The 12434-nt window shown below is 65.3% G+C and carries 12 protein-coding genes and 1 tRNA gene; 9 read left to right on the top strand and 4 right to left on the bottom strand.

Annotation, left to right across the window (positions count from 1 at the left end; translation table 11 throughout):
- Positions 1 to 15 precede the first annotated feature (15 nt).
- Positions 16 to 462 carry a TIGR02611 family protein gene (locus J4030_RS10330; RefSeq protein ID WP_208049150.1) on the top strand — a complete coding sequence of 149 codons (447 nt, stop codon included), beginning with the start codon at positions 16 to 18 and terminating at the stop codon, positions 460 to 462.
- Positions 463 to 506: 44 nt separating this feature from the next.
- Here the strand turns inward: J4030_RS10330 and J4030_RS10325 are convergent, their stop codons facing one another.
- Positions 507 to 1367, bottom strand: coding sequence for an aldo/keto reductase (locus J4030_RS10325; RefSeq protein ID WP_307864649.1), 861 nt, complete (start codon positions 1365 to 1367; stop codon positions 507 to 509).
- Positions 1368 to 1517: 150 nt separating this feature from the next.
- On the opposite strand from J4030_RS10325, the gene J4030_RS10320 reads away from it, so the two are divergent.
- The 7 genes from J4030_RS10320 (at position 1518) to J4030_RS10290 (ending at position 9291) form a co-directional block, all read left to right on the top strand.
- Positions 1518 to 1594 (top strand) — tRNA-Val (locus J4030_RS10320).
- 531 nt (positions 1595 to 2125) lie between these two features.
- A complete protein-coding gene (locus J4030_RS10315) occupies positions 2126 to 3592 on the top strand; it encodes an ABC transporter substrate-binding protein (protein ID WP_243763170.1) in 1467 nt (488 codons plus the stop codon).
- A gap of 9 nt (positions 3593 to 3601) precedes the next feature.
- Positions 3602 to 4558 carry an ABC transporter permease gene (locus J4030_RS10310; RefSeq protein ID WP_208049147.1) on the top strand — a complete coding sequence of 319 codons (957 nt, stop codon included), beginning with the start codon at positions 3602 to 3604 and terminating at the stop codon, positions 4556 to 4558.
- Complete coding sequence (locus J4030_RS10305; protein ID WP_208049146.1) at positions 4555 to 5439, top strand: ABC transporter permease; 885 nt, start codon at positions 4555 to 4557, stop codon at positions 5437 to 5439. Before J4030_RS10310 ends, J4030_RS10305 begins: the two co-directional genes overlap by 4 nt.
- Positions 5436 to 6479 carry an ABC transporter ATP-binding protein gene (locus J4030_RS10300; protein WP_208049145.1) on the top strand — a complete coding sequence of 348 codons (1044 nt, stop codon included), beginning with the start codon at positions 5436 to 5438 and terminating at the stop codon, positions 6477 to 6479. The genes J4030_RS10305 and J4030_RS10300 overlap by 4 nt, the downstream gene beginning before the upstream one ends.
- 47 nt (positions 6480 to 6526) lie before the next feature.
- Positions 6527 to 7504, top strand: a complete 978-nt coding sequence (locus tag J4030_RS10295) for an ABC transporter ATP-binding protein (RefSeq protein ID WP_243763169.1) — start codon at positions 6527 to 6529, stop codon at positions 7502 to 7504.
- Positions 7504 to 9291, top strand: a complete 1788-nt coding sequence (locus J4030_RS10290) for a gamma-glutamyltransferase family protein (protein WP_208049144.1) — start codon at positions 7504 to 7506, stop codon at positions 9289 to 9291. The genes J4030_RS10295 and J4030_RS10290 overlap by 1 nt, the downstream gene beginning before the upstream one ends.
- On the opposite strand, the gene J4030_RS10285 is transcribed toward J4030_RS10290, so the two are convergent.
- Entirely contained in the window at positions 9273 to 9968 is a 696-nt protein-coding gene (locus J4030_RS10285; protein WP_208049143.1) for a GntR family transcriptional regulator, read from the bottom strand. The genes J4030_RS10290 and J4030_RS10285 overlap by 19 nt on opposite strands.
- Before the next feature lie 118 nt (positions 9969 to 10086).
- Here J4030_RS10285 and J4030_RS10280 point away from each other — a divergent pair, with 118 nt between their 5' ends.
- Positions 10087 to 10836, top strand: a complete 750-nt coding sequence (locus J4030_RS10280) for a YoaK family protein (RefSeq protein WP_208049142.1) — start codon at positions 10087 to 10089, stop codon at positions 10834 to 10836.
- Between the two features lie 19 nt (positions 10837 to 10855).
- Here J4030_RS10280 and J4030_RS18665 read toward each other — a convergent pair whose 3' ends face one another.
- Together J4030_RS18665 and J4030_RS10270 are read right to left on the bottom strand one after the other, a co-directional pair.
- A complete protein-coding gene (locus tag J4030_RS18665) occupies positions 10856 to 11227 on the bottom strand; it encodes a helix-turn-helix domain-containing protein (protein WP_374221992.1) in 372 nt (123 codons plus the stop codon).
- A 436-nt stretch (positions 11228 to 11663) separates the two neighbouring features.
- The gene (locus J4030_RS10270) at positions 11664 to 12293 is read right to left on the bottom strand and encodes a TetR/AcrR family transcriptional regulator (RefSeq protein WP_208049140.1); all 630 of its coding nucleotides are present in this window, start codon (positions 12291 to 12293) and stop codon (positions 11664 to 11666) included.
- Positions 12294 to 12434: the final 141 nt, after the last annotated feature.

Raw genomic sequence — 12434 nt, 5'->3', positions numbered from 1 at the left:
CGAGGCGACCGCACAGTGAGCACCTCGACCCAGGACGACGAGAAGTCCCCGGCGCGCGCAGCCGCGCCCGCGCGTTGGGAGTGGCAACGCAGAATCCGCGCTAACCCCACCACCCACCTGATCTACCGCGTCTTCATCGGGATCCTGGGCTTCGCGATCATCGCCGTCGGCATCCTGCTCCTGCCGCTCCCCGGCCCCGGGTGGGTGATCATCTTCGTCGGCTTGGGAGTCTGGGCCTCCGAATTCGTCTGGGCCGCAAGATTATTGGCCTGGACCAGGCAGCAGGTCAGGGTATGGACGACCTGGCTGGCGCGCCAAAACCCTGCCGTACGCGGCCTCGCCGGCCTCGGGGTCGCGGCGATCGTCGCCGCGTGTCTCTACGGCTATCTGCTCTGGAAGGGCGTGCCGACGTGGCTGCCCGATTTCGTCGAGACTCCGCTGGGGAGACTGCCCGGCCTGTGACGGCCGGCCCCGCCCGGTGCTCGCGGCGGGACCGGGTCACCGGCTCAGGCGGCTGCGCCGAGCGCCTCGAACTCCTCGTCAGTGAGCTCGATGGCCGCTGCCGCGGTGTTGCCGTCGAGGTGGTCGACACTCGAGGTCCCCGGAATCGGCAGCATCACCGGGGAGCGCTTCAGCAGCCACGCGAGAGCGAGCTGCGAGGGAGTCGCACCGTGGTCCTTGGCAGCGGCCGCCAGAGGGCCGTCCTCCTTGGACAGGGCACCAGTGGCGAGCGGGAACCACGGGATGAAGGCGATCTGCTCTGTCGTGCAGTGATCCAGCAGGTCCTCGGCATCGCGCTTGGCGAGGTTGTAGAGGTTCTGCACCGACACGATCGTGGCGGTCTTCTGAGCCTCCTCGAGCTCGGCGACCCCGACCTCGGAGAGCCCGATGTGGCGGATCTTGCCCTCGTCCTGCAGCTGCTTCAGCTCCCCGACCTGGTCGGCGACGGGGTAATCCGGGTCGATGCGGTGCAACTGGAAGAGATCGATCCGCTCCTGACCCAGTCGGCGCAAGCTCATCTCGACCTGCTGGCGCAGGTAGGCCGGCTGCCCCAGCGGGGTCCACACCCCGGGGCCCTGGCGGGTCAGCCCGGCCTTGGTCGCGATGACGATGTCGTCGGCGTACGGGTGCAGTGCCTCGCGCAGCAGGTCCTCAGCCACATACGGACCGTAGGAGTCGGCGGTGTCGAAGAAGGTGATGCCGAGCTCGACGGCCCGACGCAGTACGGCGATGGCAGCGTCGCGGTCCTTCGGCGGGCCCCAGACCCCCTCACCGGGCAGCTGCATGGTCCCGTAGCCGAGGCGTACGACGGGCAGGTCGCCGCCGAGTTGGAAAGTGCCGGACTGGGAAGCCTGGGGGTGGGACACGAAACATCTCCTCGATGGTGCGGCGAACGATGACCTTCGGTGCAAGTCCGCTCGGTGGTCGAGCATTCCCCTGCTCGTGCCGATTGGCGGTCCAGGACGCGTCCGGGCTATCCTTCCCGTCGCCGCGCCACGCCTGCCTGGTGGCGCCGCGGACGTGTAGCTCAGCTGGTTAGAGCGCTCGCCTCACACGCGAGAGGTCAGGGGTTCGAGTCCCTTCACGTCCACCAGAACGCAGGCCTCTGACCCGCGCGGACGCAGCCTCACTGACTCTATGGACAAGACTCCGGCGGCCGCACCCGGACGCGCACGGACGACGTCATGGACGAACGATGCGCCACCGAGCCGACACGAGACCTCAACTCTCAGTAACGCCCGGCGGACTCTCACCTCTCGCATGGATGCGGTTGTCGATGGCCTCGACCATGTCTTCCTGACCCATCCCGCGGTGCTCCGACTGCGCTCGAAAAGTCTCACTATGTGGACAATCGCTATTTTTGAGTACTGCATACAATGTACGTTCGCGGCACACCTCATTAGGAGACACCATGACGCGACGCCCTTCCGCTTCGTTCCCCAGCCGGCGGTCCGGTAAAGGGGGAGCAGCCGCTGTCGCAGTCGGCCTGCTGGCTGCGGTCACGGGATGCTCATCGGTGGGACCTCAAGCAGCACAGTCATCGAGCTCCGGGGGCGCCAGCGGAGCGGCCTCGGATTCCTACGGAACCTCCGCGACTTCCAGCCAGGTCAAGAGCGGTGGCACTTTGACGTTCGCGCTGTCATCGGACCTCGACATGCTCGATCCGACGCTGTCGCGAAGTCTTTACTCGCGCTACGTGTTCGACTCGATGTGTCAGAAGTTGTACGACGTCAACGCCAAGACCAACGTCGTTCCTCAACTGGCGACCGCGATGCCGAAGATCAGCGACGGCGGCAAGACAGTGACGATCACGATCCGGTCAGGTGTGAAGTTCTCCGATGGGACTGCGTTCAACGCTTCGGCGGTGAAGGCAACCATCGAACGGAACTTGAATCTTGTCGGTACGGCGCGCAAGACCGAGCTCGGCCCCATCTCGTCGGTCGACGCCCCGAACGCCACGACAGTAGTCGTGCATTTGAAGCAGCCGTTCGCTCCACTGACCGCGGCGCTGGCCGACCGCGCGGGCATGATCATGAGTCCTGCCGCGATCCAGAAGTACGGCAAGAACTTCGCACAGCACCCATCGTGCGTCGGGCCGTTCAAGTTGCAGCAGCGCGTTCCCGGCAGCTCCATCACCTTGGTGCGAGACCCGAATTTCTACGACTCGTCGAAGGTGCACTTCGACAAGATCGTCTATCGGATCATCACCGACCCCAACGTCCGGTCGGCCAACCTTCTGTCCGGTGACGCAGAGGTAGCCGACACGTTGTCCACGGACAGCGTCGTCAGCCTGCAGTCGAACCCGAAGATCACGGTGCTGCGGTCTCAGTCCCTCGGGTACCAGGGCGTGACTTTCAACATCGGGAACGCCAACGGGGTCGGGAACCCGCCCAAGGCGCTGACCACCCCGGCAGCGTCCAAGGCTGCTGTCCGTGAAGCCCTCGAGTACTCCATCAACCGACCGCTCTTGATCAAGTCGGTGTTCAACAACCTGTACTCGCCCGCATGCTCACCCATTCCCACCAAGAGCCCCTTCTCACAGCCTGTGGATCAACAGTGCGCGCCGTACGACCCGGCGAAATCGAAGAAGCTCCTCGCCCAAGCTGGAGTGAAGACCCCGTTCCGCCTCGACATGCTGGTGTCGAACACTCCCGACACCCTCAGGATGGTGCAGGCGCTTCAGTCGATGGTCAAGGCGGGTGGTTTCGACTTGAACATCCAGCCCGTCGAGTACACAACGCTGCTCAACCTCGAGGATCAAGGCAAGTTCACGGCCCTGCAGCTCGGCTGGTCCGGACGCGTCGATCCGGATGCGAACCTCACCAACTTCGTTGGGACACAAGGTAGTCAGAACGTGTCCGGGTACAGCAACCCGAAGGTCGACACGTTGCTTAACCGGGCGCAGACAACGAACGACCTGTCCACGCGCAAGTCGCTCTATGGTCAGGTGGTCCAGATCACTAGATCGGATGCACCCATCGTGTACCTGTACCGCCAGAGCAACTTGACGGGGATCGCCAGCACCATCAAGGGTGTCCAGACCTTCCCCGACGGTGTGGTGCGGGTCGCCTTCGCAGGTTTCTCCAAGTAGGGCCCGCGCATGGGTCGCTACCTTCTCAGCCGGGCCTGGCAGTCGCTCCTGACGCTCTTCGCCGTGGTTGTGCTGGTGTTCCTCGGTATTCGCGCGTTACCGGGGGACCCGGCTCGGGCCCTAGCGGGGGAGGACAGTTCACCGTCCGCGTTGAAGGCCATCCGACACGAGTACGGGTTGGACAGGCCCCTGCCCGTCCAGTTCTGGAAGTACATTGAACAGCTGCTGCACGGCAACCTCGGGGTTTCGATCAACACCGGCTCCAGCGTCGATTCCATGTTGGCCACTGCCCTGCCTGTGACGTTCGAGCTGACGGCGCTGGCCATGCTGATCGCCTCGCTGATCGGTATCGGGACCGGTGTGCTGGCGGCAGTACGCCGTGGCAAGCCCGTGGAGTGGTTCGCCAACGGGTTCGCGCTGATCGGGCTCTCGGTGCCCCATTTCTGGTTGGGGCTCCTCGCCATCCTCTATCTCTCGGTGGGGGCCGGCCTGTTCCCGGCCTCGGGGTTCGTCTCCATCTGGAGTAGTCCGTTAGACAACCTGCACCACATCATTCTTCCCGCGGTGATCCTGGGGACCGGACTGTCGGCGGTACTCATGCGCCAGACCCGCTCGGCCATGGTGGACGCACTCTCCGCCGATTACGTTCGCACTGCGAAGGCCAAGGGGCTGCCCTGGCGCACGGTGATCACCCGACACGCACTGCGTAACAGTCTGATCGTCGTTGTCACAGTTGCCGGGCTTCAACTGGGCGAGCTGATCTCGGGGGCTGTGGTGACCGAGCAGATCTTCAGCCTTCCCGGATTCGGCAAGCTGACGATCGACTCGGTGTTCCGTCGGGACTACCCGGTCATCCAGGCTGTGGTGCTGGTGACCGCGACGGCGTACATCGTGATCAATTTCCTCGTCGATCTGCTCTATTCAGTCATCGACCCGCGGGTCCGTGTGGCAGGGAAGGATTCATGACCACCGCAATTCCGGTCGCAGCGGCCACGACGCTGCGGACCCGGGGCCGCCGGGCCAGAATCATCCGTCGCCTGGGACGAAATCCCTTGGCACTGATCAGCATCACGGTCCTGCTCATCGCTGTGCTGGTGGCCGTGTCCGCAAACTGGGTCGCTCCCGACTCGGCAAGTGCGACGGACCTCGCCCACACGTTCTCGCCCCCCGGCACAGCGGGGCATCTGCTCGGCACGGATGACCTCGGCCGCGACATCCTGTCCCGCATCATGTTCGGAGTGCGCGCCTCTCTCGAGGTGGCATTCCTGGCAGTGCTGACATCCCTCGTGATCGGTGTGCCCCTCGGGCTGATCGCCGGGTACTACCGCGGCGCTGATTCCGTCATCTCCAGGATTGCCGACGTGCTGCTCTCCTTCCCGTTCCTGATTCTGGCGGTCGGCCTGGCGGCGATCCGTGGAGCGAGCCTGAGCAATGCCGCGGTGGCCATCGGCATAGCTCAGATTCCCGGCGTGCTCCGCCTGGTCCGTTCAGACACGCTGCGGTTGAAGTCGCTGGACTACGTTGCGGCCGCCTTGGTGGACGGTGCCAGCGATAGATGGGTCCTGCTTCGCCACATCCTGCCCAACGCCACCTCCGTGATCCTGGTCCAGGCGACCGTTGCATTGCCTGCAGCGATCCTCGGCGAAGCGGTGCTGTCGTTCCTGGGCCTGGGGATTCAACCACCTCAGCCGAGCCTGGGCACCATGCTGTCCGCCGCACAGGAGTTCGCGGCGCGCGCGCCCTGGGCCGCCGTCTTCCCGGGCGTGGCCATCATGTTGCTCGCCCTGGCGTTCAACATCTTCGGCGACAGCCTGCGTGATGCACTCGACCCCAAGGGGAGCCGATGACCACCACGACGAGCCCTCCCGTGACCGATACCTCCCACGTGCTGGAGGTCGCAGATCTGTCGGTCTCGTTCCGCACCGAGGGCGGCACCGTGAGCGCAGTCGACAAGGTCGACCTGCGGCTGGACGCAGGTGAGATCGTCGGCATCGTCGGCGAATCAGGATGCGGCAAGAGCGTGATGGCGATGGCTCTGGCCGGTCTGCTACCGGCGTCTGCCCACGTCACCGGATCAGCCCGACTTGACGGGTCTGAGCTCCTCGGCGCCAAAGAGTCGACCTTGCGTCGGATCCGCGGGCGTGACATCGCGTACATCTTCCAGGAGCCGATGACCTCGCTGAACCCGGTCCTCACCGTGGGGCGACAGATCGGCGAGGTACTCCAGGCACACGAGCAACTCTCGCGTGCCCGCGCCCGTACCCGTGCCATCGAACTCATGAACCTGGTGGGCATTCCGTCGGCACACGAGCGCGTCGACACCTACCCGCATCAGATGTCTGGCGGACTCCGGCAACGAGTGGTGATCGCCATGGCGGTCGCGTGCGGCCCGAAGGTCCTGGTCGCCGACGAGCCCACGACGGCTCTCGACGTGACCGTCCAAGCAGGGATCCTCAACGTGCTACGCGACCTGCGCAACGGGTTGGGAACATCGATCCTCTTCATCACGCATGACCTGGGGGTCATCGCCGACATCGCGGATCGCGTCGTGGTGATGTACGCCGGTCGCGTCGTCGAGTCCGCTCCAGTGCAGGACCTGTTCGACGACCCCCGACACCGCTACACCGCTGGGCTGTTGCAGGCGAGCCCCAAGCCGGACCGGTACGCGGGGTCTGATCGGCTTCAGGAGATCCCGGGTCTGGTCCCGGTGTTGTCGACCCACCCGGACGCGTGCACGTTCGCCGATCGTTGCGCGAACGCCAGTGCGCAGTGCCGCACGTCGGAGCCGCCATTGGTGGGCTATGCCGGCGAGCCCCAGGGAGATCACCTCGCAGCGTGCTGGCACCCCAATATCTCCGGTCATGAAGAGAATGCGGAGGAGCGTTGATGACAGCCGTGCGGAGTACACAAGGGTCGTCCGGGGACGTTCCCGCGTTGGAGGTCGAGGATCTCAAAATGCATTTCGGGCCCGTCCGGGCCGTCGACGGGTTCTCGCTCACGCTGCCTCAGGGCCAACTCACCGCGCTGGTGGGCGAGAGCGGATCCGGCAAGACGACGGTCGGACGCTGCGTGGTCCGCCTTCTCGAACCGACCTCGGGGTCGGTCAAGGTCGGCGGAGTCGACATGACGCATCTCTCCCGCAGACAGGTCCGGCACCACGATGCCCGGGTATCGATGGTGTTCCAGGATCCCGCGGGATCGCTAAACCCCCGCATGCTGGTGGGCGACATCATCGCGGAGCCGTTGCGCATGGGTCGGGAGCGATTGTCCGCAAGCCGGCGATCAGCCCGGGTGACCGCCGAGTTGGGCCGTGTCGGGCTGGGGGCCGAAGTCGCCTACCGTTATGCGCACGAGCTCTCCGGAGGACAGCGTCAGCGGGTGAGCATCGCGCGCGCGCTCATTTCGTCACCCAGCCTGCTCATCGCCGACGAACCGACCAGTGCACTCGACGTGTCCGTGCAGGCGTCGGTACTGAACCTGTTGGCCGATCTCCAACGCGACATCGGGTTCGCCTGTCTCTTCATCACACACGATCTGTCGGCAGTGGAATATCTCGCCGATGAGGTCGCGGTGATGTATCTCGGACAGATCGTCGAGATGAGACCTCGCGAGCAGATCTTCGCCGCTCCGGCGCACCCGTACACCCAGGCACTCCTCGCGGCGGCGCCCGTTGCGGACCCCGCGGTGCAGAAGCGCCGTGATCCGGTGATCCTCGGTGACGATCTCCCTTCCCCCTCGGATCCCCCCTCTGGCTGCCGCTTTCACACTCGATGCCCGCTCGCGTTCGATCTGTGCACCACGCAGATACCCGAGCTGCGCACCGTCCCAGGCGGAGTCGCCGCGTGCCACCTGGTCCAACCCGACGGGACCGGAAGCGAGCTGCTCGGCGGCTCTGAACGGAGACATATCTGATGTTCACGACTCGTCCGACGCTCGAAGGCACGTTCGGGGCAGTGTCCTCGACACACTGGATCGCCTCACAGGTTGCGATGCGCATCCTGGAACAGGACGGCAACGCCTTCGACGCGGCAGCCGCGGCAGGGTTCGTCCTGCATGTCGCGGAACCGCATCTCAACGGACCGGGGGGAGAGAGCCCGGCCATCATCTCCACCGCCTCCGATCCCGTGCCCCGGGTACTGGCCGGGCAGGGGCCCGCGCCGGCCGGGGCCACGATCAAGCACTACACGTCACTCGGCTTCGATCTCATTCCGGGCTCCGGCCTGCTGGCCGCAACAGTTCCCGGGGCTGTCGATGCGTGGCTGCTTCTGCTGCGTGACCATGGGACGAAATCGCTGAAGGACATTCTCGAACCGGCAATCTCCTACGCGGCCAGAGGCATTCCCGTACTCGAGCGTGTCACCGCCACCGTGGAGAGCGTTCGCGACCTCTTCGAGCAGGACTGGACGACCTCCGCTGCGCTGTGGCTTCCCGGAGGACAGGCGCCACAACCGGGCACTCTCCATTCCAACCCGGCATACGCACGCACTCTCCAGCGCCTCGTGGAGGAGGGCCGTTCCGCCGGCGCTGACAGGGAGGCTCAGATCGATGGCGCGCGACGAGCGTGGAGTTCCGGCTTCGTCGCTGAGGCTGTCGATGCCTTCGTACGCGAGCCGCAGCTCGACTCCAGCGGCCGGCGGAACACCGGAGTCCTGACCGGCAGCGACATGTCTGCGTACGAAGCGCAGTGGGAATCCCCGGTGACCGCGGATTGGCAGGGCGTCACCGTCGCCAAGGTCGGGGCCTGGTCGCAGGGCCCCCTGATGCTGCAGACCCTTCGGCTGCTCGACGCACTCGGAGACCCCAGTGCGTTGGATCCCGGCACCACGCACGGCATTCACTCCATCGCTGAATCGATGAAGCTCGCCTTCGCCGACCGCGAGGCCTGGTACGGGGACGTCGACGATGTCCCCATCGACACTCTGCTCTCACCCTTCTACGCCGCTGAGCGCGCGGGCCTCATTGGCGATCGAGCCTCCGAGGAGCTGCGCCCGGGTAGCCCCGACGGCCGCGCCCCGAAGCTGGCTGCCTACCTCAGCAGCCATGCCCGGATGGCGGCCGACGCCAGGGATGCCACGCTGGGCGAACCGACCGTCGACGCAAAGGGCGTCACCCGGGGTGATACGTGCCATGTGGACGTCGTGGACCGCTGGGGCAACATGATCTCCGCGACCCCGAGCGGCGGATGGTTGCAAAGCTCGCCCACCATCCCGCAGCTCGGCTTCGCGCTCGGCAGCAGGCTCCAGATGCTCTGGCTGGAAGAGGGACTACCCACGTCGCTGCACCCCGGACGCCGACCACGAACCACCTTGACACCGACCCTGGTGTTGCGTGAGGGGCGGCCGGTTCTTGCCTGCGGCTCCCCGGGTGGAGACCAGCAGGAGCAATGGCAGCTGCTCTTCCTACTACGGCATCTCGTCGGCGGACAGACGCTGCAGGAAGCTATCGACGCACCCGCGTGGCACACGGAGAGCTTCCCCGGATCCTTTTTCCCCCGCGAGATGGCGCCGGCGTCGCTCGTCGTCGAGGATCGTCTGCCCGGCGACGTGAAGGATGCGCTGTCGTCCATGGGACACCGCGTGCGTGAAGCGGGACCCTGGGCGCTCGGCCGGATGTGCGCGGTAAGCCGCGACACCGCGAGCGGCATCGTTCGTGCCGCCGCCAACCCGCGAGGGATGCAGGGTTATGCCTGCGGCCGTTGAGGATTCGCCTCGGCGTCGTTCAGCAGATCAACGGCAGCCTCCGAAGCGGCCAGCACATGCACGAGCGCCGCTTTCTCTGCTCGATCGGCATCCCGTGACTCCAGCGCATCCACGAACTCCGCATGCTCAGACCACGAGTGGGGCGCTCGGCTCGCTGCGCCCTGCCGGTACACCCACTGCACGTGCCAGTACAACGAGCTGACCATCGACACCAGCCATCGGTTGCCGCTGATCTTGATCACCCGCAGATGGAATGCACTGTTGAGCTCGGCAAGATGGGCGTAGTCCTCATGCGCAGATGCCCTGCGGGCCTCCTCGACCATGGCTCGAAGCTCGCTGATGTCCTCAGCACTGATGCGTGTGGCCGCAAGCCGAGCGGCGAGGGGCTCGAGCCGTTCTCGGACGGCGAACAGATCTTCGATCGCCGACGCATCCGGCGACTCCACATACGCGCCGTGCCGGGCGACGAGGCGGACGAAGCCCTCGGACGCGGCGACTCGGAGGGCCTCGCGGACGGGGTTTCGCGAGACGCCGAAGTCTTCGGCGAGTCTCTCCTCGGTCAGTCGCTCACCAGGGGAGTAGTAACCCCCGATGATCAAGCGGCGAAGCTCGGCAAGCACCTGCTCCTGAAGCGACTGGTGCCGCCCGCCAACGGTTCGCCCGCCGCTATCACCCATGACTCCCCCACAGATTTAAGTCGAACTGGCCCCTATCGGTTGGTCGGCGAAAAGTGTATACGAAGAACATTGAGAGGGAGCACCTGAAATGGCGCGGAAATTCAGGTCTTGCGGCGGTGTGGTCGATCTCGACGAGCACGCTCGACTCGGCCGGCGACGACACGCGCTCGTGGTCGGCCTGACGTTCGTCACGGGTGCTGCCGACGCGATGGGCTTCCTCATGCTCGGTGGAGCGTTTTCCAGCGTCATGACGGGAAATATGGTCCTCCTGGGGTTGTCGATCGGAGATCAGCGCCCAGCTCTCGCCGTGACGTCCGGAACAGCGATCATCAGCTATGTCGTCGGGGTGATCCTCGGAGCCCGGGTTGCCGGCGCAGCGAAGCCTGAAGACAAAGTGTGGCCGTCGTCGGTCACCTGCGCCCTCTGTCTTGAATTGTCGATCGTCGGGGTATTCCTCATCATGTGGGAGGCAACCCTCGGGGATCGATCGAACGACGTGAAGCTGGTGATGCTCGGTGTCGCAGCGACAGCACTGGGCATTCAGGGAAGCGCCGTTCAGCGCTTCGGTGTACCCGGCCTCTCCTCGACGTATTTGACAGGGACGCTCACGACCGTGATCGGTTCCCTGGCCGCACGACGGCCGGTGCGTTCGGTGCTACCCAGCTCCGAGGTGCTGATCGCTCTCATCACCGGGTCCGGAGTCGGGGCCGCATGTACCGCTCACGCCGAACCCCTCGCGCCCGTGCTCCTCGGCGCACCCCTGTTCATCGTCATACTTGCAGGCGCCAGGATCACCAAACGGCAAACCGGGGGTGTCGGTGAAGTAAATCGCCGCACGACGACGGCAGCGACGGGTCCCGGCAACTGAATGCCGATCGCTCCACAGTTCAGCGCAACAACAAACCGACGAATGCAAGGGCACTCTGCTCGCACCCACACCATGTGGGACAGGGACCTCCCTTCTCCCGGGCATCGATGTGCCGGTCGCGCCGATGATCGGGACCATTGGGCCGGTGCCTGCGGAGCCTGGTCCGCATTCGATGGTGCCCCGCACAACCACGGCGGCAACATGGACATCCGTCACGTCGCGGTGGGCTCCACGCTCTTGCTGCCCGCCGCCGTGCCCGGATTGAGTACCCCCGGCGACGCAGCTGCCGCGAGATGGTGTCCGGGTTGCGACCAAGCCGCGTGCCAATCTCACGCAAGCTGGCCCCGTCGTTGTAGAGCCGCTGGGCAGTGCTGACCTCATCTGCTGTCATGGCTACTTGGCGAACTGTGCCGCCTCGTGACCGCACCAGTGCCAGGACGGTATTGCGAGAGATGCCGTAGCGGGGTCCAAGTTCGGTCGCGGCTGTTCCGGCGACGTAGGACTGCACCAGCTCCTCAATGGCTGTCTCGGTGAGTCGATCTGTGACCTGGTGCAGCATGGGTCGCGTTGGCTGCGTCGTGGTGCGGCCGTCTGTGGCCACCACGTCACTAGCAAGCTGCATCAGGGGCCGGAGGACACTTGGGTCGACGTCTGCATACCGCCGCAGTAGCTCCACCACATCGCACGTCTCTGACCTGCGCAAATGCGCTGCCGATGGACGTCCGGCGGGTTCGTCCGATGAGTCGCTCGGACCAGGCAGCGATCTCAGCCGCGGCGGTACCGAGTACGTGGTCCGCGCGGGCGCGGCTACCCGTCCCGATCGGACGTCAGCCGGTCGCCACGCTGTTTGGTGGTGTCGGGAGTCCTGCGCTGAACTGGTCGAAGGCTTCTTCGATGAGTTCCCGCAGGCCGTGAGTGGAGGTCGCTGCGGTCGCCCACAGCTGCATGGCGGACTTCACAGCGGCGATGGCGGCGGCCGCGGCGAGCCACGGGTACAGGTCCGTGGTGACGCTGGTTCCAGTTCGGGTCGCAATCGCTTCCCGTAGGGATTCCTCGAGCTCATCGAACCTGGCCGTCTCGAAGGGCCGCAACGAGGGGTACTGCAGGCTGAGGTCCATCTTGCGCAGGCTGAGCTCGAGCTCCTCGGGGCTGTGCCCCACGACGAAATCGCTCAACAGAGCACGCAGGGAGCACAGAGGGTGCTCACCCGCGGGCCGATCCTCGAACTCGCCCAGCAGTGTCCGTGACGGCTGGGTGCCCGCTGCCACGATGGCTTCTTCCTTGCACAGGAAGTAGTTGGAGACCGTGCGGGGAGAGACGAACGCAACTTTCGCGATCTCCTCGATGGTGACGTTCTCCAAGCCCTTCTCGAGCGTCAGGTCGAGTGCAGCGTCTGCGATCGATTCGCGAGTTTGCTGTTTCTTTAACTCGCGCAGACCAGGAGTTTCCGTACCCATGACGGTCACTATAGATCTCCTCTCTGGGGGGCGTGCAGATATTGCAACGTTACTCGTTGCGCATATTTGCTTCTAGGGGGGTCTGCTAACCCCTAGAAGCAAGGCGAAGAGTGATGCCAGGACCCTCTGCCCGGTGCACTG

The sequence above is a fragment of the Allobranchiibius sp. CTAmp26 genome (assembly GCF_017565405.1).
Taxonomy (GTDB): Bacteria; Actinomycetota; Actinomycetes; order Actinomycetales; family Dermatophilaceae; genus Allobranchiibius.
The sequence above is the reverse complement of the archived record's forward strand: the minus strand, read 5'-3'. Positions and strand labels throughout refer to the sequence as shown.

Excerpts from the sequence above, each read along its gene's own strand:
- J4030_RS10310 (WP_208049147.1), top strand. The coding sequence starts at position 3,602 with ATGGGTCGCTACCTTCTCAGCCGGGCCTGGCAGTCGCTCCTGACGCTC.
- J4030_RS10305 (WP_208049146.1), top strand. The coding sequence starts at position 4,555 with ATGACCACCGCAATTCCGGTCGCAGCGGCCACGACGCTGCGGACCCGG.
- J4030_RS10300 (WP_208049145.1), top strand. The coding sequence starts at position 5,436 with ATGACCACCACGACGAGCCCTCCCGTGACCGATACCTCCCACGTGCTG.
- J4030_RS10290 (WP_208049144.1), top strand. The coding sequence starts at position 7,504 with ATGTTCACGACTCGTCCGACGCTCGAAGGCACGTTCGGGGCAGTGTCC.
- J4030_RS10285 (WP_208049143.1), bottom strand. The coding sequence starts at position 9,968 with ATGGGTGATAGCGGCGGGCGAACCGTTGGCGGGCGGCACCAGTCGCTT.
- J4030_RS18665 (WP_374221992.1), bottom strand. The coding sequence starts at position 11,227 with ATGACAGCAGATGAGGTCAGCACTGCCCAGCGGCTCTACAACGACGGG.
- J4030_RS10270 (WP_208049140.1), bottom strand. The coding sequence starts at position 12,293 with ATGGGTACGGAAACTCCTGGTCTGCGCGAGTTAAAGAAACAGCAAACT.